Origin of the sequence: Actinomyces sp. ICM47 (genome assembly GCF_000278725.1) — a bacterium.
In the GTDB taxonomy this organism is placed as follows: domain Bacteria; phylum Actinomycetota; class Actinomycetes; order Actinomycetales; family Actinomycetaceae; genus Pauljensenia.
In genome coordinates, this window is record NZ_ALCA01000088.1 from 1 (window position 1) to 24,168 (window position 24,168).

General features: G+C 60.8%; 17 protein-coding genes and 2 pseudogenes. 13 read left to right on the forward strand and 6 right to left on the reverse strand.

Annotation, left to right across the window (positions count from 1 at the left end; all coding sequences use genetic code 11):
• Nucleotides 1-131 precede the first annotated feature (131 nt).
• The 4 genes from HMPREF1136_RS05770 (at nt 132) to HMPREF1136_RS05785 (ending at nt 3,742) form a co-directional block, all read left to right on the forward strand.
• Entirely contained in the window at nt 132-1,232 is a 1,101-nt protein-coding gene (locus HMPREF1136_RS05770) for a TIGR03773 family transporter-associated surface protein (protein WP_009648397.1), read from the forward strand.
• Nucleotides 1,229-1,948, forward strand: coding sequence for an anchored repeat-type ABC transporter ATP-binding subunit (locus tag HMPREF1136_RS05775; RefSeq protein WP_009648407.1), 720 nt, complete (start codon nt 1,229-1,231; stop codon nt 1,946-1,948). Before HMPREF1136_RS05770 ends, HMPREF1136_RS05775 begins: the two co-directional genes overlap by 4 nt.
• Entirely contained in the window at nt 1,945-2,859 is a 915-nt protein-coding gene (locus HMPREF1136_RS05780; RefSeq protein WP_009648413.1) for an anchored repeat-type ABC transporter permease subunit, read from the forward strand. Before HMPREF1136_RS05775 ends, HMPREF1136_RS05780 begins: the two co-directional genes overlap by 4 nt.
• Nucleotides 2,860-3,508: 649 nt before the next feature.
• Entirely contained in the window at nt 3,509-3,742 is a 234-nt protein-coding gene (locus tag HMPREF1136_RS05785; RefSeq protein WP_198002822.1) for a hypothetical protein, read from the forward strand.
• Nucleotides 3,743-4,190: 448 nt separating this feature from the next.
• Here HMPREF1136_RS05785 and HMPREF1136_RS11215 read toward each other — a convergent pair whose 3' ends face one another.
• Both HMPREF1136_RS11215 and HMPREF1136_RS05795 read right to left on the reverse strand, forming a co-directional pair.
• Nucleotides 4,191-4,688 (reverse strand): hypothetical protein, encoded by a 498-nt coding sequence (locus HMPREF1136_RS11215; RefSeq protein ID WP_232204187.1) that lies wholly within the window; start codon nt 4,686-4,688, stop codon nt 4,191-4,193.
• Nucleotides 4,689-5,109: 421 nt separating this feature from the next.
• Complete coding sequence (locus tag HMPREF1136_RS05795) at nt 5,110-5,991, reverse strand: DUF6318 family protein (RefSeq protein ID WP_009648411.1); 882 nt, start codon at nt 5,989-5,991, stop codon at nt 5,110-5,112.
• 498 nt (nt 5,992-6,489) lie between these two features.
• On the opposite strand from HMPREF1136_RS05795, the gene HMPREF1136_RS05800 reads away from it, so the two are divergent.
• From HMPREF1136_RS05800 to HMPREF1136_RS05810, 3 genes are all read left to right on the forward strand, one after another.
• Nucleotides 6,490-6,783: a ribbon-helix-helix domain-containing protein gene (locus HMPREF1136_RS05800; RefSeq protein ID WP_156791853.1), complete on the forward strand. Its 294-nt coding sequence runs from the start codon at nt 6,490-6,492 to the stop codon at nt 6,781-6,783.
• 148 nt (nt 6,784-6,931) lie between these two features.
• Nucleotides 6,932-7,201: a hypothetical protein gene (locus HMPREF1136_RS05805; RefSeq protein WP_009648399.1), complete on the forward strand. Its 270-nt coding sequence runs from the start codon at nt 6,932-6,934 to the stop codon at nt 7,199-7,201.
• Between the two features lie 196 nt (nt 7,202-7,397).
• The gene (locus tag HMPREF1136_RS05810; protein WP_034505121.1) at nt 7,398-8,090 is read left to right on the forward strand and encodes a hypothetical protein; all 693 of its coding nucleotides are present in this window, start codon (nt 7,398-7,400) and stop codon (nt 8,088-8,090) included.
• A gap of 187 nt (nt 8,091-8,277) precedes the next feature.
• On the opposite strand, the gene HMPREF1136_RS05815 is transcribed toward HMPREF1136_RS05810, so the two are convergent.
• The 4 genes and pseudogenes from HMPREF1136_RS05815 to HMPREF1136_RS11230 all read right to left on the reverse strand — a co-directional run.
• Nucleotides 8,278-9,246, reverse strand: coding sequence for an NAD(P)H-dependent glycerol-3-phosphate dehydrogenase (locus tag HMPREF1136_RS05815; RefSeq protein WP_009648403.1), 969 nt, complete (start codon nt 9,244-9,246; stop codon nt 8,278-8,280).
• A 121-nt stretch (nt 9,247-9,367) separates the two neighbouring features.
• Nucleotides 9,368-10,698: pseudogene (locus tag HMPREF1136_RS11490) on the reverse strand (ISL3 family transposase).
• Nucleotides 10,699-10,788: 90 nt separating this feature from the next.
• A complete protein-coding gene (locus HMPREF1136_RS11225) occupies nt 10,789-11,283 on the reverse strand; it encodes an FGGY-family carbohydrate kinase (RefSeq protein ID WP_332248254.1) in 495 nt (164 codons plus the stop codon).
• Between the two features lie 314 nt (nt 11,284-11,597).
• A pseudogene (locus tag HMPREF1136_RS11230) lies at nt 11,598-12,293 on the reverse strand (xylulokinase); the annotation flags it as partial.
• A 565-nt stretch (nt 12,294-12,858) separates the two neighbouring features.
• Here HMPREF1136_RS11230 and HMPREF1136_RS10895 point away from each other — a divergent pair.
• The 6 genes from HMPREF1136_RS10895 to HMPREF1136_RS10680 all read left to right on the forward strand — a co-directional run bounded on the left by HMPREF1136_RS10895 (nt 12,859) and on the right by HMPREF1136_RS10680 (nt 24,126).
• Nucleotides 12,859-13,740, forward strand: coding sequence for a hypothetical protein (locus HMPREF1136_RS10895; protein WP_009648401.1), 882 nt, complete (start codon nt 12,859-12,861; stop codon nt 13,738-13,740).
• A 152-nt stretch (nt 13,741-13,892) separates the two neighbouring features.
• Nucleotides 13,893-14,513, forward strand: a complete 621-nt coding sequence (locus HMPREF1136_RS05835) for a BrxA family protein (RefSeq protein WP_009648409.1) — start codon at nt 13,893-13,895, stop codon at nt 14,511-14,513.
• A gap of 115 nt (nt 14,514-14,628) precedes the next feature.
• Nucleotides 14,629-15,276, forward strand: a complete 648-nt coding sequence (locus tag HMPREF1136_RS05840; RefSeq protein ID WP_009648406.1) for a BREX protein BrxB domain-containing protein — start codon at nt 14,629-14,631, stop codon at nt 15,274-15,276.
• An 18-nt stretch (nt 15,277-15,294) separates the two neighbouring features.
• Nucleotides 15,295-18,804 (forward strand): BREX system P-loop protein BrxC, encoded by a 3,510-nt coding sequence (gene brxC, locus HMPREF1136_RS05845; RefSeq protein ID WP_009648402.1) that lies wholly within the window; start codon nt 15,295-15,297, stop codon nt 18,802-18,804.
• 10 nt (nt 18,805-18,814) lie between these two features.
• Complete coding sequence (gene pglX / locus HMPREF1136_RS05850) at nt 18,815-22,537, forward strand: BREX-1 system adenine-specific DNA-methyltransferase PglX (protein WP_009648405.1); 3,723 nt, start codon at nt 18,815-18,817, stop codon at nt 22,535-22,537.
• Complete coding sequence (locus HMPREF1136_RS10680; protein WP_009648398.1) at nt 22,537-24,126, forward strand: RNA-directed DNA polymerase; 1,590 nt, start codon at nt 22,537-22,539, stop codon at nt 24,124-24,126. The genes pglX and HMPREF1136_RS10680 overlap by 1 nt, the downstream gene beginning before the upstream one ends.
• Nucleotides 24,127-24,168 lie beyond the last annotated feature (42 nt).

The following is a 24,168-nucleotide window of genomic DNA, read 5'->3' on the forward strand; positions in this document are numbered from 1 at the left end:
GCAGGCCCCGCGCCGACCTCATGTGGCGAACCATCATGCCGCCTACGGAACAGAGCGGGCGGGCGTCTCATCTCGAAGCCCGGCCAGGCCCTGCCGCCGTCCCCGGGGCTAGCCGCCGGCCCCGTCTGGGCATGACGCTGAGTGCCCTCCTCGTGTCAGCTCTCCTCTTCATCGTGGGTGCCCCCTCTTCTGTTGCTGACCCGAGTCCCGACCCCGACCTCGCGCAGAGCGTCGCCGCGCACGAGGAGTGGAGAGGCGAGGCCAGCGAGATCAGCGCCGGACACGTCGACCTCGGACCCCGACTGATCGACGGGCAGTGGCGGGCCGGCCTGCGCCACGACGCCGAGAGCGGCGCCGTGTGGCGCGACCCCAACCAGACCGTCCTCCGGGTCAGCGATGCGGCCATCATGACCGCGCCCGACTCCGCCGACTACCCGTTCCTGGCCGACGTCGCGGGCAAGCCCGTCCACGTCATCCCCCAGACACAGAACCCGAGCGTCGTGTGGCTCGGCTGGAACACGCAGGACCCCGCCGTCACGGCCACCATCGACCGCGGCCTCACCATGCGCGTCGGCCCCGTGAGCGGCCCCGGCCGCGCGTGGCTGTTCCTCCAGTCCGGCACCTTCGGCAAGCCCCTCCTGCTCGCCGACTCGGGTGCCGCCCCCGGCGACGTGTGGATCGACTCGGGCACGCACGTGCACGCCAACTGGGCGTTTTCCGCCCCCGGTACCTACACGGCGACCGTGACCTTCCTGGGCACGACCACCGCCGGCGAGGCCGTCAACGCTTCCACGACCCTGCGCTTCGCCGTAGGCGACGCCGCTTCCGCGTCCGAAGCCCTGGCCATGGCTGCGCCCGCCGCTTCCGGTTCTGGTTCTGGTTCTGGTTCCGGGGCTCTGGCCGCGGGCACCTCCCAGGGCCCCGGCTCCTCCGAATCGACGTCGTCCTCGCCCGAGGGCGGCTTGCCCGACTGGGCCTTCATCGCGATCATCGTTAGCGTCGCCCTCTCCTTCCTCGTGATCGGCGCGCTCGTCGTTGCACGCTCGCGGCGCAGCCGCGCCGAACAGGCAGCCGCCATCGCCGAGGCCGACTCCCTCCTCGCGCCCCTGCCCACCGCCCGCGGCGAGGGAAACGGAGAAGCGGCCACGGCCTCGTCCCAGAGTGCCGGAGCACCCGGCGCGGGCGAGAGCGCTGAGGGCCACGGCCTCGGTAATGGGGGAGGGGAGCAGTGAGCCAGCTGCGCGTCACCTCTTTGGGGGCGTCCCTGGGTGGGCGCAGCGTCCTTGAGGGCGTCGACCTGGAGGTCGAGGCCGGGGAGCTCGTCGGCCTCATCGGACCCAACGGCGCCGGGAAGACCACGCTGATCCGCTCGATCCTGGGGCTCATCCCCTCCAGCGGCAGCGTCGAGACCGACGGCGCGATCGGCTACGTGCCGCAGCGCCACGAATTCGCGTGGGACTTCCCGATCAGCGTCCGCGACGCTGTTCTGCAGGCCGTCACCGTGCGGCGCGGGCTGCTCGGGCGCGCGCGGACACCGCACTTCCGCGCCGTCGAGGAGGCCCTGTCCCTCGTCGGCATGCGCGACCTCGCGAAGCGACCCATCGGTGAACTGTCCGGCGGGCAGCGCCAGCGCGTCCTCGTCGCCCGGGCCCTCGCGATCCGGCCCGCCGTGCTGCTCCTCGACGAACCCTTCACCGGCCTCGACATGCCCACCCAGGAGATGCTCATGGACCTGTTCCGCGCGCTCGCCGACGGGGGGCGCGCGCTCCTCATGACGACGCACGACCTTATCGGCGCGCGCGCCGGCTGCGACCGCCTCTACCTGCTGCGGCGCACGATCATCGCGTCCGGGCGACCCGACGAACTCGCCGACGCCGACCCGTGGATCCGCGCCTTCGATGTGCGACCCGACAACCCGATCCTCGACGCCCTAGGAGTGCGCGCATGAGCACCGTGATCCACGCGGGCGGCCACGGCCTCGTCGCTGCGGCTGACTTCCTGAGCCCCTACGACTTCTTCCGCGACCTGACGAACCCCGCGCTGGCGTTCCTGCCGCGCGCGCTGCTCATCGCGGTCGTCGCCGCGCTCGTGTGCGGCAGCGTCGGCGTGCACGTCGTCCTGCGTGGCATGGCGTTCATCGGGGATGCCGTCGCGCACTCCGTGTTCCCCGGCCTGGCCATCGCGTTCGTGTGCGGCGGATCCCTGGTGTTCGGAGGTGCCCTCGCGGGCGTCGTGACCGCCGTGCTGGTGGCGCTGTTGGCGCAGAATCGGCGGCTCAAGGAGGACTCCGTCATCGGCGTACTCTTCGTCGGCGCGTTTGCGCTCGGCGTTGCGATCATCGCGCGGGCACCCGGGTACGCGGGGAGCCTGCAGGACTTCCTGTTCGGGTCGATCACTGGTATCCCGGCGTCGGATGTGCCCGTGGTGCTGTGCGGCGCGTTGTTTGTGCTGCTCATGCTGTTCCTGGCGCACCGACCCATCGTGGCCGTGACCCTGGACCGCGAGAGCGCGCGGGCGGCGGGCGTGCGTGTGCTGCTCGCGGATCTGTTTTTGTACATCGCCGTCGCGCTGGCCGTCGTGATTTCTGTGCAGACGATCGGCAACGTGCTGGTGCTGGCACTGCTCGTGACCCCCGCGGCGACCGCGCGGCTCCTGTGCGACCGCCTATGGACGATGATGATTCTGTCGCCGGCCCTGGGGGCATCTGGTGGCCTGGTGGGCCTGTACCTGTCGTGGTCGCTGGACGTGCCCACGGGTGCCACGATCGTCCTGGTGCTCACCGCGTGCTTTGTGCTCGCCTGGGTCTTCGCGCCGAGGCATGGGGTCCTCGCGCGGAGGCTGCGGGAGAGGCGGGGGTGAGGTGTTGCTGTTGGTTGCGCGGCGCAGGTGCGCGTGACTCATTGAGCGGGGTGCTGCCGAGGGGCGGCACCCCGCTTGTTGTTATCTGTTGTTGAGTGCGTGGTGGGCGTGTGGTTGCGCGTTTGCTGGCGTGTGTGCCTGCAGGTGCAGGCGCCAATGTTTCACGTGAAACAATTCGAGGATGACAGTTGATTTGGGGAGAGGCGGGGGCGGGCGCTGGGTGAGTTTGAGTTGGATTTTAAATAACTGTGCGGGCGGCGCACGGCGTTGTTTGTGCTGCCTGTCGAGCGAGTGGTGAGACTGTTAGGCGTGGAGCGATTGTTTCACGTGAAACACATGTTGATGGTGCTGGCGTCTGTTCCCGTTGTAGCCTCGAGGTTGGGATGTTGCTCGATTCTATGAATCATAGATGCTCCTCTATGAGGTTCTATGACGCAAAAATGGGCGTCTATGAGTTATGAAGGGGCCTCTATGTCATAGAAACCCCCTTCTATGACATAGAAATGGGGTTCTATGAGATAGAAAGGTGCTTCTATAAATTGAAGTGAGTGGTGGGGATGGATCTGTGGTTGACCCGGATTGTGTATCGCATCGAGTGTCCTTCACGGTGTGTTTCCCGAATGCTGCGCTGATTCCGGATGGGGACTTGATGTGGCCTGGCGGTCTCGGGCTGGAGGCAGCGACCGGTTTGAATAGGCGTCAGAAGGAGGCGCTGGTCGACATGCGTCATGGGCGTACCTGGAGCAACGGGGAGTACAGGGAGCATTTTGGTGTGACCGCTGAGGAAGCGCGCTCGGAGCTGCGCGACCTCGTGTCACGAGGCCTGGTGACGTCCACGGGTCAGCGCCGCTGGGTGCGTTACGAGCTCGCTGTGAAACCGTGATCATGGTGTGACGCTGGTCCGGTGGCCTGGGGTCACGGGGACACAGCTGTAGTGATGATATGGAGGAGCGTTCCTCGGGTTGATGACCATGTCGTCGTCGGTGACGATGTTGATGCGGGGATTGTTTCACGTGAAACATTCTGGTGTTGGCGGGCTGTTCGCACTTGGGGGAGTGGGCTTGGCGATCTCAGTCGGTATAGGTGCTGGGGCGGTGTATCTCTTGGCTGTAGGTCCCCAGACTGGCTATCGGTGGACTGTGGGGTGTTAGATTGAGCTGATTGCTGACGATCCTCGGCCTCGGCATTCGCCTTGGTGCTGAATGCCCGGAACCCAAGCAGGGATGCTGCGATGACTGTGGCGACGGTGATGACCGTGATGATTCAGGGATGCGCATTGCGTTGGTGAAACTGTGAGTCGCTCACGATTCTTTCCTCCCTTGATCGCCCTGTTAGTGGCCTTGTTTTTCTTCCCAGGTGTCGGTGTTGTTGATGACCAGGTGGGACAGGGGGAACTTGCCGGTTGTTTCCGTGGTGGTGACGAGGCCGTTGATGGTTTGCGTTTCTCCGGTGAAGGGGTTGGTGGCTGTGCCGCTCCACGTGGTGGTGAGGGTGATGTCGCGGTCTTCGTGAGGGTAGGGGCCGTCCAACATGGAGCGCCAGCCTTGGGGTGGTGTGTAGTAGTGGCGGATCAGGTTCGGGTCGGTGTTTAAATCCATGCCCTCGGACCACACTGATCCTGTGGAGGTGGTGACCAGGTTGGGGGTGCCATCTCCCCAGTTCCATTCGTAGTTCGTGGCGGTGAGCGTGATCGTGATGTCGCGTCCCAGCAGGTTGATGACGTGTGTTTGGGTGGGGCTGGTGACCGCGACAATCGTGGGAATGAACTTATTCGTGTAGGAGACCCCGAGTGGCCGCTTATACAACCCAGCCCCGTCGGCGTGGATCACGGCTGCGGCTGAATAGAGAATGTCCCTCGTTGTAGGCAGCTTTTCGGGCAGAGGTGATTCAGGAGATTCTGGTGGTGGATAGGCGCATACTGCCACCTGCAACTTCAATGGCTGTGAAGGGTCGATAATGTCGAAACCGCAATGTTCCCAGTCAATATCAGAATCTGGGTCTGAGGCATGCACAGATTGAGCCGTACTCCAGGCCCTCTCGTCGCCAAGGGATGAGTCTGCAGCTTGTGGGAGTGCGTTTTCAATCTGCTGTTCGATCAATTGCGCATAAGTCGTTACTGATCGTCCGGATGCGTCGGAACGCTGAGCGTATGGATCTGGCAGATCATCATCAAAGAATGCGTTAGCAGTAGAAGGTGTATTGACTAGAATGCATAGAGATAGGAGGCCGGCGAACCCAGCGTTTATTGACTTATTTGCTAGCATCAGTAATCAGGCTTCCTTGAGTTTCGATCCAATGATCGTCTTGCCATGTCATATATAGCGTTAGTAGTGACTGATACTCTCGATCTCTCTTCACTATCTTCTGACCTTGACACAGGACCCCAGTCTTTGAGGAGAGCTGAAAGGTGACTGCGATCGTGTTTCGCCGTACATCGTTTCCGTTCTCAGGAATGGGTTCAACACGAACGATGTGAGAAATTTCTGATTCACTCCCGTAAGCCCATCCGTTCGAGTACAGCTCGGCAACGTCATCGGCGTAAGAGGTTGCAAAAGTTGAGTCGGGATCTGACATGCCCAAAAGTGCTGAAGTGTCGCCCGTGTTCCAGGAGTATCCCATCAGCGCGTGGTAGTACTCGGCTGCGAGTTCTGCACCCCTCTCTGTGTTTTCTTTGGCTTCTTCGGGTAGTTCGGGTTTGGCGTAGGTGGATGCGGCGTGTTCGGCGGGGCGCACGAGCACGCCGTCGGGTCCGATCTGGTAGCCGCCCGACATCGCCGCCTCGGTGGAACTCGATGCGGATGGGGCAGGCCTGGCGGCGGGCGTCGTGGCCGCGACGGTGGGTTTCTCACCCCACGCGTGCCACCACCCCTCTGCGACGCCGTTGATGTAGACGGCGAAGACTGCCCCAACGACAAGCACAACGTAGGCGGCGCGCATCCCCCAATAGAACGGCTCAACGTGCAACCAGGCCCGCACCCGGGCCTTTACGCCCTTGGGCCGGTTGGCTTTCGCCTCGGCTCGATAGTCGGCCCACCGCTGACGCAGCGTGTACGTGCGCGGCATGGACTCTCGCCGGAACTGCTCCTCGTCCTCCTCAGTGACGGGCCGCTCGGACAACGGTGGAACCATCATGTTCTCTCAACCTCCACGATGAGGTAGCTATCCTCCAGCGCACCCCCACCATCGGAAACACGCCCTGTTAAGAACACAGGCTACGCCCAGAACCAACACAAAACACTAGAAATATAAAGTAACTATGATGCACATCCTCCCGAAATTTGATGGTGGGCGGCGCAAATGTGCGACTAACGGACAAATTACTCGTCTGACCTTGTCAAACATTGATCGATGTGCGCGACGCGCGCATCTGATACAGGTGAAACTGTGGGCCGCTATGTGGACCAAGTCGCCAGTAAGGCTCAAAGACGCGTCATTTGGCGACACGTAGGGCTTCCGATCGAATGAACGGAGCGTGGGCGTGCAGTGAGTTCTTCGATAGGGGGAGCACCCCCGTGCCATCAATTGTTTCACGTGAAACATTCTGACAAGAGATGCGTTGATCCACGTCAATCTGAGTGCAGTGGTCGCGTTGCGCAGCCTGTGAGGCGTGTGCCGTGTATACCTGTCCTCATGAGGAAGCGTAGTAACCGAGCGGACGCGAAGATGAAGGCCGACCTCCAACGCTGGCTCATTGAATCTGGGGAAGCTGAAGAGCTCGTGGCCTTCCTCCGCGACGAGCGGGCGCGTCATCCTATGCCCCCCTCGCGAGTGGCCGTAACCACGAGCCTCGACGTCGATATGTTCGACGCCATGATGGCTCGCGCGGCCAGTGAGGGTATCACGTCACGGTCGGGAGCTCTCCGCGCTGCGGTGCGTGAGTGGATTAGTGACGTCGAGTGCCTGCCTGAGGCACGCCAGGATTGACGAGGCCATGGCACGTCCCCGGGTCATGGTTGGTGTGTGGGTCGTCAGGGTTGACGAGGCCGTGGCACCTCCCCGGGTCACGGTCAACGCGTGGGCAGATGGGTGTGCCGCGAGGACAGGAGCCCCGCTCTCGTGTACACATGTGACTATGACGAAGCGCGATGATGAGAGCTTGGCGGAACAGAACGCTGAAATCCGGCGGTGGGCGGAGGCGAACGGGCTGACGGTCGGGGCGATATTCGGTGAGCAGCGTGACGCGGTGGAGCGAGTCGCTCCTCGAGCGCCGGTCGTCGAGGTCACGGTGCGCGTCGACGAGGACGTGTACGAGGCGGCGATGCTGCGCGCAACCTACGACGGCTACGACAGTGCGTCCGAGGTCGTCGAAGAGGCCCTCCGAGAGTGGGGGAGAGGGTACTAGGACCGCCGAGATGCATTCCGCCAGTTGTGACGGCGTCTCAGGGGGAGTCGCCCGTTATGAGGATGCGGTGCGACACGTCGTGGGTATTCTCGGCAGGAATATTAGCTGTGACTATGATTCGACAGAGAAGCGTGGTTCGGAGTTCATCGCTCGGGGCCTGATTTCAATGTTGAAGGTCAGAAGAGCGAGGGAGCACATGGACGCGATCGATGAGTTGATTAACGGTGCGAAGACCTTCTATGAGGATGCGCGCACGAGCGAGAATGGGCGCTCGACGTCGTGGGAGCACTGCTATCGCGTGTTTCGAGATGCGCGGATCGACCCGTCCCCGGACTGTGACTATTTGAGCCTGCACCTCGCTTTCTACCTGGCGAGCTGGGGGATGTATCGGGGCTCGTCCTTCCTGCTGCAGAAGGACTACAAGGTGCTGACGCCCATCGTCGAGAAGATCCTGAAGCCCGAATATGACTGCCTGTTTGGGGTTGCGTGCGTGAGCCTGCGGGAGTCTGAGGTTCAGGAGAGGTACACGAACGTGTACGACGACATCGCCGAGCATTTCCGGCCGATACGTAACGAGGTTGCAGGGCGTGAGGTTGCGTCTTCTGTATCCCCGGTCCTCATCACGAAAATCCTCATGGGAACGCTTGGCTGCGTGCCCGCGTATGACAGATTCTTTCAGGATGGCGTTGCGACATACAAGGTGACGACGCAGGAATACAGCCCGGAGTTCGTCCTCAGGCTCGTGGACTTCTACGAGGAGCACAACGACCGCCTCGAGGAAGCGCGGCGAGGAATGCGGACTGAAGACCTCATCTATCCGCAGATGAAGCTGCTCGACATGGGGTTTTGGCAGGTTGGATTCGAGAAGGACGCTGGGGACGCCAAGTGACCCGTCACTGAACGTCTGTGGGGTCGACGACGCCGAGAATCTCGGTCACCGCCGACCCCACCAAGAGTCGCTCATAACCTCGATGCGGCACGTGCCACCCGCTGTGGAGACGGAGACAGCGGGTGGGCACCCAACGGAGGCCTCGACAAGGAGGCCACCGTTGGGTGCAATCGAGGAGGAGGCGCGATCATGGGCGCGCGGGCAACACCGCCTGTCCGATCCTGGTCTTGACGTCCCCGACCTCCCCGGAGAGAACGTCGATGACGGCATTCATGAGCGGCAGCTGCTCGCGAAGCTCCGGGGCGTGCTGGTCGACGAACTTCTGCGCCAAACCGGCCGCAGGAACGCCTTCAACGGTCTGCTCCAGGCGAGCCATCTCCTCGAGCGCTTCCTTCGGCCCTTCGCCGCGCCCGATGCGTACGCCGTAGAACTTGTTGCGCCCGGATAGGCCCGTCACCTCGAGGTCGCCGACACCCGGGAGGCCGAATGCGGTCGTCTCGTTGGCGCCCTGTGAGGTGCCGAGGATCGACATCTCCCTCACGGCCTCGTTAAATGTGGCCGCCTTGAGGTTGTGGTGCGGGACGCCGGTCTTCTCCTGGAGGCCGTCGGCGATGCCGAGTGCGATCGCGAAGACGTTCTTCATGGGAGCGCAGATTTCCACGCCGGTCTCGTCGTCGGTGGCCTCGATGGCGTAGTTGTCGGTGCGAATTGCGCGCGCGTACTTGATGGCGACGTCGAGGTCCTTGCACCCGAAGATGGTCGCGGTGGGTTCCCGCGCGGCGCACTCGTTCGCCTTCACGGGACCCGCGACAGCGATGATCGGAGGCAGGTTGTCGTAGCTCTCGTCCGCCGCGATGCGCCGGATCGAGTCGGGCAGCGCCATTTTCACGACCTGCTCGACGCCGACGGACGCCACGGAAACGATGACGGTATCCGCGCCATCCAGGGCCTCGTCGAGTTCGGAGGAGCGGTAGAGGGTGACGCCCTGCGCGAAGGGCTGGTTCGTGCGCGGGTGGTTCTCGCCTCGCTCGATCGCGTCGAGGAGGTGATCGTCGAGCCACGTTCCCCACAGCTGCACGTCCCAGCCGGCGTCCGCGAGCGGCGTGCAAATCGCCGAGCCCATCGCTCCGGCGCCAAGGACGGTAATGGTAGACATTGTTTCTCCTTGCGATTCCTAGAGTTCTGCCTTCGGTGATTCGGGCTTCGTCGAGGGGGACTTGCGCGAGAGCTCGTAGAGGTCCTCGAACACGTCCTTCAGCTTCGGGTAGAGCGGCTCTTCAGAGTTGGGTGTGGGTGGAGGCGTCTAGGCCTCCTGCGATGAGGAGCATTCGGAGTTGGTAGTTGGTGGGGTTGCGGTAGCCTCTGGCGGTGCGTCTGCCTAGCTCGATGATGTCTGTTGATGGCTTCGGTGTGGTGCGTTGCTGGCTCCGGCGGTGTCGAAGTAGGCGTCGAGTGCGTCCTTCCATTTGCGTAGGGTCCGGCCCAGTCGGGCGATTTCGGGGATGGGGCAGGCTGGTAGGGGCTCGATGAGGTGTGGCCAGGCGTCGGCCTTGGGTGGGTGTGTCTTGGTGGAAGACCTCGCGCACTTGCCCGGTGAAGGTAGACGACTTCCACACTGATGTGTGCCTCATCTGCCGTGAAGGCCTCTCGGAGTCGTTCTTGTTGACGTGGGGTGAGCGTGCGCGCGCAAGGCGTGCAAAAGAAGCCGGATTTGGTAGAGGGGATCCCCCTTGCGTCCGCGGTGGCCCAGGGTGTCTTGCTGGACGCGGCGGTGTACTTCATCGAGGGCGTCACCGGCGAGCTTGACGATGTGAAAGGCATCGAGCACGCTGGTTGCGTCTTGGAGCTGGCCAAGCGATGGCGTTCTTATATCCCTGGAAGGGATCCAGAGTCGCGATTTGCACCCCTGCACGGAAGTCTTCTCCGCGCTCGGCCAACCAGTTCTTGTACACGGTGCCAGACCTGCCTGGGACCAGGTCTAACAAGCGGGCTGGGGGATGATCCTCCCCGCGTGTCAGGTCCACGATGCCGGTGAGCTCACGTGGGCCTCGTCGGCGTCGGTCCTGGTGATGCCACACGCCTCTCATCGACCCCCAGTACCCGCACGCCTGCGAAGCGGGCGGGGTCATCAGATGCGGCTTGCAGGCACGGCTTGATGTGGGACCACACGGTATTCCACGTGGTTCCTAGCTGGCGGGCCAGCCCCGAGATAGTGGCTCCCTCGAAGCGCAACTGTCGGATCGCCCAGCGGATCGCCCGCACACCCAAACGCGCCCTGGGGGCGCACACCGAGTGGTTCTGCTCGATGAAGGTCGCGATCTGGCAGGTGTGTTCGCGGCATATCCATCGGCGCTTGTGCCACCGGATCCGCGCCGGGACCCCGGCCCAGGGCGCGTCGATCACCTCCACCACCACGCGTCCGTGGCCTTGAGCGATTCAGCCCACACCCAGGGCAGCCAGCAAGGTGATCGCAGGACTCTATGTCGAGCACCAGAGCATCTGGGGTGCGAGCCACGCTCATCAGATGGAAGCCCTCCAAACCGACGAGCAGATCACACCGATCACAACGATCAAGCGACGCAGAGCAGCAGCAGGTAGGGTGAGACACCGCCCGAGGTCCCTTGACGACAGCGGGGGTAGAAGTCCGCTCATCATCAAGGACCTCGACCTCTACCCGCAACCCCCGACCAACACCCACTCACCCACACTCAACTCGGAAGAGCCGGTAGAGCTTGCGCTGGATTTTGGCGACGTCGCAGTACTGCTCGTGCTTCTCCATGTCGGGTTCGATTGTTTTGCCGTATTGCGCCATCTTCTTTGCGGTGGCGGCGACGTCATGCTCGCCGTAGATGCCCGTCGAGGCCATGGCGAGGACCGCCGCACCGAGCGCGGAGATCTCGTCCTGGGTGCACACGGTGATGGGCAGGGCGGTGGTGTCCGCCATGATCTGGCGCCACAGGAGGGAGCGCGTGCCGCCACACATCGCGCGCAGTCCGGTGAGCCTCACACCGGTGCCCGCCTCGATCGAGTCGAGGTTGTAGCGCATTTCGAATCCGATGGATTCGAGGATGGAGCGGTACATGTGGGCGCGAGAGTGGGTGCCGCGCCAGCCGACGACGGCGCCTCGGGCGACGGAGTCCCAGTGGGGGATTGGACGGCGTTCCAGTAGGGGAGTGTCACGAGGCCTTCGCAGCCCGGGGGAATGAGGCTCGCAGCCTCGTCGAGGGCGGGGTCGGGTGCGCCGAGGAGCTTTGGATCGCCGAGGGTTTCACGGAACCAACCGGCCAGGTAGGAGCCGGAGGACTGGAGGACCTCGAACACGTAGTTGCCGGGGATGCCGGACACGTGGGTGCGGAAGACCTTGTCGTACTTGTAGACCGGCGAGTCGACGCCCGCGTTGACGGCCGTGCTGAGGTTGAGGAATCCGATCTCGGGATCGGCGGCGGCTCCGATGCCGGCTGCCTGGCCGTCGCCGAGGCCGGCGATGACGGGCACTTCGGCGATGCCCCGCTCCTCGGCGAGTTCTTTGCGCAGCGTGCCCATCTCGTAGGAGGGTTCGACGAGGTCTGCCATCTGTTCGCGGGAAACGCCCGCAATGTCGAGGAGTTCGTCGGACCAGTCGCGCTTCTGGATATCGAAGAGGCCGAGGGAGTCCGCGGCGGCCTGCGAGCTCACGGGGCGTCCGGTGAGCATCCAGGCGATGTAGCCGTGAACATCCATCACCCTGTAGGCGTCAGCGAAGATCTCGGGTTCGTGTTCCTTGACCCAGGCCATCTTGTAGATGGCGGGGGTGACGCCGGCTGGCTTTCCGGAGAGCTCGTTGATGTGTTCGCTGCCGTAGCGGCGGATTTGCTCTGTGGCGCGGCCGTCGAGCCACAGGATGCCGTTTCGGAGCGGTCGGCCGTCCTTGTCGAAGGGGGCGAAGGAATCGCGCTGGGGTGTGATGCCGATGGCTGCGATCCGGCTGCGGTCTGTCGGCGAGAGCTTGGAGAGCACCTCCCCGATGGTCGCGCGGCTGGTTTCCCACCAGCGGATGGGGTTGTGCTCGTACTGGTCCATCGCGGGGGTGTGCAGCTGAATGTTCTGCTTCGCCGTGTGCCAGATGTTTCCTTCTGCGTCGACGACGATCGCCTTCGTGGATGTCGTCGAGGAGTCGATTGCGACGACGAGAGGATCGTCTGCCAGATACTTGTTCTCGGTCATGATGCTTTTGCCTCACCTGTGAATGACAATTGCAGATCTCGTGCACACGGAAAGGCCATTCTTTCTGTGTTGCGCTGAATGCAGAGACTACTCCCGGTGTATGTGAGGGACAATCAACCTGTCACATGCGCGCGAGGGGCTACGAGGCCCCATTGGAGACGCGCGTGCGGCGTGGTAGCTTCACTGAAAATACGCTGGAAATGGTGGGCTATCTGCATGTTTGCAGCGTGGTGCTTCGGTTGCTGCCACCTGCATGGGCGGCGCGGATGCACACGTTGTGTTAAAGCGAGGCGCATTCAAGATGCACATAGATGCGATTGAGGCGCCACCCTCAAATTGTTGGAGATGGCGCTGTTGGGGAAAATGTGCTCACATGTTGGCCGATGTGTGTGGTGGGCGATCGTCAGGCGGGCGGGTCCGTGCGGGGTGTGCGTAGCTCAGGGGTGATGACCTGCGGGTACAAGTAGAATACTTGACACATGGATGTAACTGGCGTAATAGCTGCTATGATCAACTTGACAGTAATGTTTAGTTACTGTCGAACTCAATGATGAGAGGAAGAGTCATGTCATGGTTGCTTGAGCTAGGGATTGGTGCAGCTGCGGGTATCCTTTCCGGCGTCATTCTGCAGGTGCTCTTTCCTGCAAATTCAGGTATTTCTTCGCCCGTTATTGCCTCTGGTGCACAGGTGAATCAACAGGTGATGACAAGTGAGGGTGATGCGATTTCGATTGTAGGGAGTGGGAATCAAGCGCACATTGGCGATGTCAATTCAGTTCATGTGACGGTTAATGAGCGTGTAGGCCAACGGGAGTCAAATAATGATGACGTTGGTGGATTTGTCATCCTGTGTATCGTTGTGACTGTCGTGGTTGCGTGGGTTCTGCTGCGTAATTACGAGAGCATATTGCATGTACTCATTGGCGTATCAGCTGCACTGTTGACGCTATGTATCCTGATGGTTGGTTTGGCGCTACGGGCGCGATATGTTTCGCCTTCCCTTGGTGCTGCAATATTCACGAGTATCTTGATGGGCACTGTGGTGTACGTTAGTTACTACACGTGCTTTTCGCTCAAGACTGCAACGACAGGTTTGTCGATGCCAGATCTATCACGCTTGCTAGCTGAGTCTTCAGAGAGCGGCAATGCGACTTCGGTTGGTACAGTCGTCCGCGTTCTTTTCGATGAAGGTGCCCTGGCATATGTGGGGACTGTATTCATTGAGATGCTGATTAGCGCATTGCTGGGTGTCCTGGCGTTCCAACTGCTGCTGCGTGAATGCTGTGAGCGCTACATGGTTGGGTACTCTGGTGGTGGAGTAGCTCAGTGGGTCTCGGATCATCTCACCGTGTCGTGGAAGCGTTCATTGCTTTGCGCTGTCATCCTTCTCGGTATTTCCGTCGGGTTGATCTTCCTCTTCCACTGGATCCCAGATCTTATTCAATAGTGGTTCAGTGCGTGTCCCTGTCACGTGGAAGTGTTACTTGTACGGTTGTCCCCGCGCGGCTGTCCGCGCGGGGACAACCGTGTGCGATGATAGTAAGGTTCCTGGCGGGGAAACCGCCGCGTTGATTGAGGTAGACCGTGAGAGGTGACGTCGTGTCGGATCGCAGACTGGCCTCGACAATCACGGTGGGCGGCGCGACGAACGCGGGAACGTTTGAGGCGGCTGAGCTGATGGCCGCTGGCATGAGTGCGCGTGAGGCGAGCGACGTGTTATTCGAGCAGAACCTGGTGGTCGCGGGCTCGGAGTCGACGCGGCGACGCTTGGCGAGCGCGACGACGAAGCACCTGTCGTTCCTGGAGGACGACGCCCTCCGATTCGTCGCCAGTCGCGAGTACGGATGGGAGCTTGTCATGTGGCTGGCTCTCGTGACGGAGTCCTACGTGTTTGCGGCGTGTGCGCGCGAGGTTGCCTGGATCCGTCTGGTCGTCGATGAGGCTCCGCTGACAGCGTCGGATATCGACAACTTCGTGGAACGCCAACGCGGGGTGGATCCCGCGATGTCGACACTGACAGTAAAGAGTGGCCAGAAGGTGCGATCCGTATTTCTGCGCTGCATGCGAGATGTGGGTTTCATCAACGAGATCGGTGTTGCTTTGCCGGTCTTGGTCCCGGTGGGGGTTGCCCGCTTGGTGAACGCGGCTCCGCAGCCGTGGGGTTGGCCGATGCGGGAGTCGTTCCCGGTCGCGCAGTTCCAGTTTGATGTCCTCGGCTGACAGTTATTCGGGAAATTGTGACGCAGGAGCCATGATTAAGCTCGAATTGTGGGTGGCTTGCGGTACGGTATGAGAAGCCCGGTAAGGGGTGCTGCGCGAGAGGAAGGTACGGTCGGTGTCGAAGCGTGGAGCGTATCTGGATTCGCTCAGGGAGACCTTTGATTGTGCCTTCCGGGTGCTCACGTCGGAGCGCTTCAAGAAGATGGAGGGCCTGGGCAACGAGGTTCCTTTCTTTGTCCTGCGCTACAAGCCGGAGTGGGAGCCGACTGTCGACGAGGAGTTCTCGAGGCTGCGTCGCCGCCTGCGCGAGGAGCGCTACCACCTGGCCGATGTCGACGTGTTCGGGCTCGCGGTGAACATCTGGAAGAGATCTCCTTTTTTCGATCAGATGTTGGCGATGGAAAAGACGTTGCCTCCGGAGACTTTCCGGGATGCGCTGAGCAAGGTAATCGACGTCGAGGGTTTGCTCGCGCCCGCTATTAAGAAGGCTGTGGACGAGGCCGGGGGAGAGGATAGCGTTGACGCCGTCCTGCTCTCGGGGGTGCACCATCTGTTTCCGCTCGTGCGCACGCATTTGCTGCTGAACTGCCTGCAGCCCCTGTTGGGGCGCGTGCCGCTGGTCGTGACTTTCCCGGGGTCGTACCACCAGTCGCCGTCCACTCACTCGGCGCTCGTCCTCTTCGATCAAATCTCCCAGGACAACTACTACCGGGCTTTTGATTTGGTGGACTTTTCACTTACTCTAGAACCGTCGGCGAACTGAAAGACAAAGGTGTGACGCATGGACATGAAGGGTCTGTACGCGAAGGATATTTTCCGGTCGATCGACGGTGTCATCAAGGCTGATGACGTCTCGAAGGTCGCCTCCGAGGTCGACGAATACGTTATGACCAGCGAGATCCGCAGCGGTCTGTCGCGGATTGTCGATGCGTGGAACCAGGTCGATGCTCCGTCGAACGGCGTGTGGATCGCGGGTTTCTTTGGGTCGGGTAAGTCGCACCTGCTGAAGATGCTGTCCTACCTGCTGGGTGAGCAGGCGGGAAGCCAGCCGATGACCCGCGAAGATGTCGAACGAGCCTTCGAACAGAAGGTCGCAGGCGATGAGACACTTATTGCGGACCTCAAGAGGAGCCTGCATACGCCCATGCGCGCGGTGCTCTTCAATATCGACGCCAAGGATGATAAGTCGACGCGTGAGCGCGGATCGGCAATGATCGAGGTCTTCTACAAGGTCTACTTTGAGGCGCGCGGCCTGTACTCGAAGGATCTGGGAGTTGGTGCACTCGAGTGTGACCTGGAAGATCGGGGAGAACTGGCGCGTTTTCGCGAGGCCTACCAGGAGGAAGCTGGGCATACCTGGGAGGTCGGTCGCGTCAACACCGTCTTTTCGGAGGCGCTTGTCTCGAGGGCGCTGGCCCGCCTTGGGCACCAGGTGGATCAGCCCTTCCGCAGCTATCGGGAGCAGATGAACCTGTCGGCCGAGGCCTTCGCGCAGGACGTGGCCTCGTGGCTTGACCGTCAGGGGCCTCACCAGCGCATCGCCTTCTTCGTCGACGAGGTCGGCCAGTTCATCGGCGACGACTCTCAGCTGATGCTGAACCTGCAGACCATCACCGAGCAGCTGGCGACGCATTGCCCCGGTCGCGCCTGGGTCTTTGTGACCTCGCAGGAGGAACTGAGTGGTATTACGGCGCAGATGAACGAGCGCCGTAGCACGGACTTCTCCAAGATTCAGGGGCGCTTCGCGATCAAGGTGAGCCTGTCGACGGAGGAGGTCACGGACGTGATCGCTCGCCGACTGCTGACAAAGAGTGAGCAGGGGGCGGAAGACCTGGACACGCTGTGGCAGCGTCTCGGCGCGGGGTTCCCGTCGATGTTCCGTTTCCCAGTGAAGACGAAGAAGTACGATAACTACCTGACGAGGGATAGCTTCGTTGCTAAATACCCGTTCGTGGACTACCAATTTGAGATGTTCACGCAGGCGATGCGAGGCCTGTCCGATAACGACCTCTTCACGGGCCGTCACTCGTCGGTGGGTGCGCGTTCGCTGCTGGGCGTGTGTCAGCAGATCGCGCAGGAGCTGACGGATGACGAGCTGGGTACGGTTGCGTCTTTCGATCGCTTCTACGACGGCATCGCGGCGATGCTCAAGTCCGACGTGAAGGACAATATTGGGCGAGCCGCACAGGATTCGCGCACGTGTGACTCCTTCACGATGAGCGTGCTGAAGGTGCTCCTTCTCGTTCGCTACGTGGATTCCTTCCATGCATATCCGCGCAATATTGCGGTTCTGCTGCGCCGTTCCCTGGATCAGGATGCGACTGATCTGGAAACACGTGTTGAGCGTGCGCTTCGCATCCTGTCGGATCAGGTGTACGTGCAGCGTCAGGCGGATGGAACCTACGCGTACATGACAAATGAAGAAAAGGAAGTCCGTCGAGAGATTCGTCAGATCACCGTGGAGTCCAGGGAAATAGCGGATCTGCTGCGCACGGACATCCGTAAGCACGTCGGTACCTCCGCGACGAGCTTCGTGTATCCCGGAACGAACCGACGCATGGGCGTGTCCCTGTTCGTCGATGGACGCCGCGAACAGGCCGAGCCGCTGGTAATCTCGGTGTCCACGCCGCAGTCCTCCCTGGACGAGGCGGGTATTCGTAACGAGAGTGCCTATCGCCATGACAGCCTTTCGTTGGGGCTGGATATCAGCTCCGAGATCCTCGAGGATGTGCGAGTCTTCTGCCAGACTGAGGAGTATGTGAAGCGTCAGGCAGGCGCTGCCTCAGGCCTTCGCAAGCGCATCATCCTGGCGCATAAGGAAGACAATGAGCAGCGTCGTCGAGTGATCGGCGAGGCCGTGAAGGATGCGCTTATGCGGGCGTCGTTGTTTGTTGCGGGGGAGGAAGTGAAGACGGGTACGGCGAAGACGCCGGCAGACGTGATTGAGCTGGGACTGACTCGTCTTGCTCAGAAAGTCTACCCCCGTATCGAGGATGCGAAGCCGCTGGCGGGCCTCAAGGATGGACAGATCGTGTCCTTCCTGCGCGATCAGGAGGACGCGACGCTGGACGTTGACCCGGGCGTGGATATCGCGCAGAGTCTCGCGGGCGAGTGCGCCCAGTGGGTGGAGCAGGCGCGCGTGCTGAACGGACAAAACGTGTTCGTGAAGAACGCGATCGAGTATTACGGTCGGGCCCCCTTCGGCTGGGACAAGAACGCGGTGCTGGCCATCGTGGCGACGGCCCTTCGCCTGGAGCTGCTCGAGGCCCTCGAGAACGACAGACCCCTCACTCGCACGGAGCTGGAGGGTGCCCTGCGCGACGTGACCCGCCAGGGGCGGGTGCTGCTGCAGAAAAAGAAGCACCTGGATCGCGCCGCACTCGCGGATTTCCAGCGTTTTGTTGGTCATTTTGTCCCGAGGGAGTCCCCGCAGGATGGCCCTTCGCGCGTTCGCGCGGTTGAGGTCAAGGCGGCCGAGTGGGTGAAGCTGCTCAAGGGATACAGGTCCGACTGGTACAGCTTTGATGACGAAGTCGCGGAGGCCCTCGACCTGCTGACGCCGCTCACAACCACGCAGCACACCGAAGAGGAGATGCTTGCCCCGCAGATCCGCGGCGGATTCGACGATCTGATCGAGATTGTCGACGACTTCCTCATGCCCTACCGGGAGTTCGTGGAGGAGCATGAACAGGAGCTTCGCGACGCGTTGGCCGAGGCGGACAGCCTGTCGTTCTTCGAACTCACGGAGGACGGTGAGCAGGCAATTGATGAGCTTCGAAAGCTCGCAGGTGACTCGAGGCTGTACGTGCGCACGCAGGAGATCGCGCCGCTGGTTCGGCGTATCGACGCGGCGCGTCGTGCGTTGGTGCAGGCGCAGCGTGACAAGGTACTGCGACGCATCGACGAGGCCGTGGCGGGTATTCGCGGATCCGCTGAGTTCAAGGCTGCGTCGGAGGAAGCTCGGCTGAGGGTTGATGCGGTGATGGAGCGGCTCTGTGCTGCGGTGAATTCGGTATCGAAGCCGGGTCATGCGGAGGAAATCGGCCGTCAGCTCGATCAGCGTGTGGACGACCTCTACGCCGCATTGATCGCGTCGGCGACGCCCGCGGAGTACCCGGACCCAGACGAGGCGACGGAGCCGACCAAGAGGCCGACGATTGTGCGCCTGGCGGATCTGCTGCCGAAGACGAACGGCCTCCTGTCGACGCCGGATCAGGTCAACGAGTACATCGAGCGCGTTCGTGAGCAGATGCTCGCGGCTGTGAACGACGGCAAGCAGCTGCGCCCCTGAAGGAGTAGACATGAACACCTCAGTGTTGGAGTCCCTGGCGGCCGCCTCGCGCGAGCGCCTCATCGAGATGTCCGTGGCTGCGATCGAGCGCAAGATGGCCGATCCGCTTCTGAGCGACGCCGACCGCGTGCGCCTGACCCAGGCTGTCGACAAGCATGCCGAGGCCGGTGGTAACCGGGTGCTGGGTGCTGCGAAGGTGGTTGCCTACTCCTGGTTTAACCGCCTGACAGCCCTGCGCTACATGGACGCGATGGGTCTCTCAGGTGACTACGGAGTCGTCACCCCGGCCGAGGGTGCGGGGACGGGTGTACCCGAGTGCGTGCAGCGCGCCCGCGGGGGTGACTTCGACCGACACATCGGAGAGGATGCGCGAGCGCGGATAGTGCAGCTGCTGTTCGATAATCAGGACCTTGATGCATACGTTCTGCTGCTCCGCGAGTACTTCACCTCGTGGCACCTGGTCATGCCGGGCGTATTCCCCGAGGCGGAAGACTGGACGAACCTGGTTCCGCCAACGGACCTCCTGTCGGCTGGTGAGTCTGTGCGTGCCGATATCGTTGCGGCGATCAACCCCAACGATTCTGGACGCATGGACGTTGAGGTAATCGGCTGGCTCTATCAGTTCTACATTTCAGCTCGTAAGCAGGAAATCAACGAGTCGAAGGCCAAGATCGACAAGGACACGTTGGCTCCCGTCACGCAGCTCTTTACCCCGCACTGGGTGGTGCGCTACCTGGTGGAGAATACGCTGGGGAAGCAGTGGCTGCGTGCCCACCCGGACTCCGCGCTCCGGGAGAAATTCGAGTACCTGGTGACCCCTGCCGAAGGACAGGAGGATGAGGGCCTGGCAATCTCCAACCCCGAGGACTTCCGCGTCATCGACCCGGCCTGCGGCTCTGGGCACATGCTCACCTATGCCTTCGACGTCCTGTGGGAGATGTACGCTGAGGCCGGATACCCGACCAGGCAGATCGCTCGCCTGATCCTGGAGAAGAACCTGCATGGTGCGGACGTGGATGGGCGCGCGGCGCAGCTCGCTTCCTTCGCCTTGACGATGAAGGCCGTCGAGCATAATCCTGGTTTCTTGGGGCGTATCGAGCGCCAGAGTCAGCGAGATGGCGAGACCTCGTGGCAGGGGCCCAGAATCGTTCACGTTGAGTCTATGGAACTCGATGAGCTGAGCCCCGCAGAGATCGCGGATGCCTCCGACGATGGAGTGTCCCTCGGCATGTCTCAGCTGATCGAACAGCTGCGCTATGCCGACGCCTACGGATCGCTGATCCGTGTGCCCGAGGGTGCGTCTACTCTGTTCCGCGAGATCGCGCGCCGCATTGAAGCGGGGGAGAAGCAGCAGGTGCTGGGCGGCGCGGACAGTGAGGAGTGGCTGCGCGCCGCCGACATGTGCGAGATCCTTGAGGACGGACGCTACACGACCCTGATTGCGAACCCGCCTTATCTCAGCATGAAGAAGGCGAAAGATCCACTCAAGCGGTTCGCGAACAAACACTACAAGCGTAGTTCCACAGACCTGTGCACGATGTTTATCGAGCGTGCTGCTTCCCTCGCTCAACGTCGTGGTGCGATCGGTATGATCACGATGCACGCGTGGATGTTCCTGGACTCGTATCGAGAACTGCGCCCGTGGATGTTGTCGACCATGAGTATCGACTCGATGGCTCACCTTGGTACGCGTGCCTTCGACTCGATTGGGGGAGAGGTCGTCCAGACGACCGCTTTTACGATTACGAATGCAACTAGCGATGTCGACCGTGTCGGCGTCTATTTGCGGCTAGTAGACGGTCGAAACGAAGCTGAAAAAGACCTTGTTCTCCGAACGGTAGCGTGTGAACAGAAGCATGACATTCGCTTTGAAGTCTCACCCGCAACTTTTGCAGTGATTCCCGGAAGGCCCATAGTGTACTGGGCTAGTCGCCAAATGCTTAACGCTTTTGAAGCGGGCGTCCCGTTGGGAGAGGTGGCGCCCGCGAAGCAAGGGCTCGCGACCGCTGATAACGAGCGATTCCTACGTCAGTGGTTCGAGGTAAGCGCCGACCGCTCTTACATGCAGGCCCGCGATCGTGCGGATGCCCAGGCCAGTGGTGCACGCTGGTTCCCACACAACAAGGGCGGCGAGTTCCGCAAGTGGTGGGGCAACCAGGACTACGTTATCAACTGGCAGGACGATGGCCGTGAACTTTGGGATTTCAGACCACGCTCGGTCATCCGAAATCCCGATTGTTACTTCCGTCCCTGTGTTTCGTGGGCGCGTGTGTCCTCAGGTGATCCGTCATTCCGATTGTTTGATTCATCTTCTACATTTAACGACAAAGGTGCCGCTGTATTTTTGAGCTCGCATCAGCAAACATATGAGATGCTTGGCTATTTGAATTCGAGTACAACGTTAAAGCTTGAATCTACAATCGCTCCAACCGTCATGTTCGAGGTTGGCCAGGTGAAGAATCTCCCCTGGATCAAGCCCGAGTCCTTTGATTCGGCGGGAGTCGAGCGGTTGATCGAGATTTTCCGCGCCGACTGGGACGCCCGTGAGACCTCGTGGGACTTCGCCCGGCCTCCCTACCTGCGCGGCGGGTACTCGCTGCTCCAGGATGCCTTTGACGACTGGTACCGCCGCAGCTGTGAGACTGCCGATGAAGCGCGACGCCTGGAGACGGAAAATAACCGCTACTGGGCCGAGGTCTACGGCCTCGCGGACGAGGTGGAGATCAACGTTCCACTCTCGCGAGTCTCCCTCACCTATAACCCGCGGTTCGCCTTCGCCCCCACGAAGGGTGCGCCCGAGCGCAGCGAGGAGGAATACCGCTGGCTGCACTACCAATGCAGCGCGCGCGAACTCATCTCCTGGGCCATCGGCGTCACGATGGGCCGCTACAGCGTCGACGTGCCCGGCCTCGTACTGGCCGACCAGGCCTCGTCGCTTGACGACTTCCGCGCCCGCGTCGCCGAGGCGCGCCTCGAACCCGACGATGACGGCATCATTCCCGTCACCGGCGGCGCCTTCGACGACGATGCCTCGCGCCGCGTCAGGGCCGTGCTGCGCGTTGTCTTCGGTGCCGCTGATCTGGGTGACAACATCGAGTTCCTCACTCGCTGCCTGGCCGTGAAGCCTGGCAGCTCGAGCGCGGAGTTCGTGCCGCCGGCGATCCCGGCCGACCCCGAGCGGGCCCTTGAGGACTACATGGCGAAGTCCTTCGCCGCCGACCACCAGAAGGACTACAGCGGCCGCCCCGTGTACTGGTCTCTTGAGTCTCCGAAGGGCACGTTCCGGGCGCTCATCTACCTGCACCGCTACACGCCTGACACGGTTGGCCAGGTGCTCACCAAGTACGCGGCTCCCTTCGTCGATCGACTCAAGGCCGAATCGGAGGCCGTCGGGCGTGAGCGTGACGCCGTGATGGGCGACGACAGGAAGGCCGATCGCGAGCGCGCCCGCATCGACAAGAGGCGTGCGGAGATCGACGCGACGATCGCGGAGGTTCAGGGATTCATCGACTCGGTCCTGCAGCCTCTCGCTCAGCGCCGCATCCACTTGGACTTGGACGACGGCGTGCGCATCAACCGCCTCAAACTCGCTTACGGCTGGCGCTCGGATCTGGCTGACCTGCCCCAGCCCGCGATCGGCGTTGCCACGGCGGCAGTCAAGAAGGAGATCGAGAAGGATCTCAAGTGGGCCCACAAGGAGGTCGCAAAGAACAACGCATGGTGGAGTGAGTAATGAGCACGAAGCCGAATCCCACCATTCTCGATCTGGATCACGATAAGGCTCGGCGCCTTTTGATGCAGCCCGAGTCGTACTGCAATGTGCCGCTTCCTGAATACTATGACTTTACTGGAGTTTTATCTGAAGCCGGAAAACTTGCTCGAAAATATCGAAGTTCATGCGTCACCAATAATGGGCTACGAAAGTCAATGAGCGGAAGTGTTTGTTCCGCCGGTTACCGTCCAGACTCTTGCGAGATAAAGCATATATATGAAGGTGTGAACTACCGGATTCTTGCAAATAAAGACGGTCTTCTTAGTTGGCGTCCGTTGGAGTTGATTAATCCGATAATCTATGCAGCAATAGTTTATAAGTTGACTGAGAGGGCGAGCTGGGAACTAGTGCGATCTCGTTTTGCAGAATTTCAGCAAAATGAGCAGATTGAGTGCTGTAGCATTCCACGAGGTTTGTTTACGTACGCGCAAAAAAGTTCTGTAATGAATTGGTGGGAGTCATTTGAGCAGAGGTCGATCGCATTGTCGCTCGAATTTCCGTATATGGGTAAAACAGATATATCTGACTGTTATGGGGCGATATATACGCACAGTATTTCCTGGGCTCTTCATGGGAAGGTGCAGGCAAAGAATGGTGGTAGGGGTAGTAGCCTCCTTGGTGATTATATTGATAGTGAAATTCAGAATATGCACTCACGGCAGACTGTTGGTATTCCTCAAGGGAGTGTGCTTTCAGATTTAATTGCTGAAATGGTGCTTGGATATGCGGATTTGTCGTTATCTCGAGAGCTAGAAAATGACCCTGCGCTCGTAGATTGTGAGTACAAAATTCTGCGATATCGAGATGACTATCGCATATTCGCAAGCTCTCGTGAGGGCGTGCATTCAATTCTACTGGCGCTCATGAAAGTTCTTTCAGGGCTGAATTTTAAGCTTGGGGCGGCGAAGACAGCTATCTCCGATGATGTTGTCCTTGATTCTGTCAAAGCTGACAAAATCGAGTGGCTTTTGACTGGTCGCGCGCATTCATCTATACATAAACGACTTCTCATGCTGAGTCGTTTTGCTCGCGACTATCCACAGTCGGGAACACTCGTCCGCGAATTGCAGAAAATTAGTAATTACCTAGAGACTACGAAGCGTTTCCCAGGTAAGCGAGATGTCTTGGTGGCTCAGGTTGTTGATATTGTCGTGCGCAATCCGCGATGTTATCCAATCGGCGCCCGTATCCTCAGTCTGCTGCTGCGAAAAGAGGAAAGTGATGCGCAACGCGACTTTCTCGTCAAAATTATCAATCGGTGTCGAATGACTCCAAACAGTGGGCTGTTTGAAATTTGGCTTCAACGAGTTGCTCGAGTCTTGGATATTAGAATGAGCTATGACGAGTCGATGTGTTGTGCAATCGAAGCTTTTGTCATTGGTGATTGTGATGTTGTCAATCCATGGCCATGGCAGTGGATGAGGGATCCAGTTCGTGCTGATCTTGAGGCTCTCTCAATTATTGATATTGATAAGTTGAATGGTATCTCCGATGTCATCTCTTCTGATGAAGTCGGGGATTTGTCTTCGTACCCTCGAGCAGGCGCGTGATACGCTTTCGCGGAAGGGGAGGCTTTCCGCGCAGCTGATGGC

What these genes read in the sequence shown, in the direction of transcription:
- HMPREF1136_RS05770 (WP_009648397.1), top strand. Translation starts at nt 132, where the DNA reads ATGACGCTGAGTGCCCTCCTCGTGTCAGCTCTCCTCTTCATCGTGGGT.
- HMPREF1136_RS05780 (WP_009648413.1), top strand. Translation starts at nt 1,945, where the DNA reads ATGAGCACCGTGATCCACGCGGGCGGCCACGGCCTCGTCGCTGCGGCT.
- HMPREF1136_RS05785 (WP_198002822.1), top strand. Translation starts at nt 3,509, where the DNA reads ATGTGGCCTGGCGGTCTCGGGCTGGAGGCAGCGACCGGTTTGAATAGG.
- HMPREF1136_RS05795 (WP_009648411.1), bottom strand. Translation starts at nt 5,991, where the DNA reads ATGATGGTTCCACCGTTGTCCGAGCGGCCCGTCACTGAGGAGGACGAG.
- HMPREF1136_RS05800 (WP_156791853.1), top strand. Translation starts at nt 6,490, where the DNA reads ATGAGGAAGCGTAGTAACCGAGCGGACGCGAAGATGAAGGCCGACCTC.
- HMPREF1136_RS05805 (WP_009648399.1), top strand. Translation starts at nt 6,932, where the DNA reads ATGACGAAGCGCGATGATGAGAGCTTGGCGGAACAGAACGCTGAAATC.
- HMPREF1136_RS05810 (WP_034505121.1), top strand. Translation starts at nt 7,398, where the DNA reads ATGGACGCGATCGATGAGTTGATTAACGGTGCGAAGACCTTCTATGAG.
- HMPREF1136_RS05815 (WP_009648403.1), bottom strand. Translation starts at nt 9,246, where the DNA reads ATGTCTACCATTACCGTCCTTGGCGCCGGAGCGATGGGCTCGGCGATT.
- HMPREF1136_RS10895 (WP_009648401.1), top strand. Translation starts at nt 12,859, where the DNA reads ATGTCATGGTTGCTTGAGCTAGGGATTGGTGCAGCTGCGGGTATCCTT.
- brxC (WP_009648402.1), top strand. Translation starts at nt 15,295, where the DNA reads ATGGACATGAAGGGTCTGTACGCGAAGGATATTTTCCGGTCGATCGAC.
- pglX (WP_009648405.1), top strand. Translation starts at nt 18,815, where the DNA reads ATGAACACCTCAGTGTTGGAGTCCCTGGCGGCCGCCTCGCGCGAGCGC.
- HMPREF1136_RS10680 (WP_009648398.1), top strand. Translation starts at nt 22,537, where the DNA reads ATGAGCACGAAGCCGAATCCCACCATTCTCGATCTGGATCACGATAAG.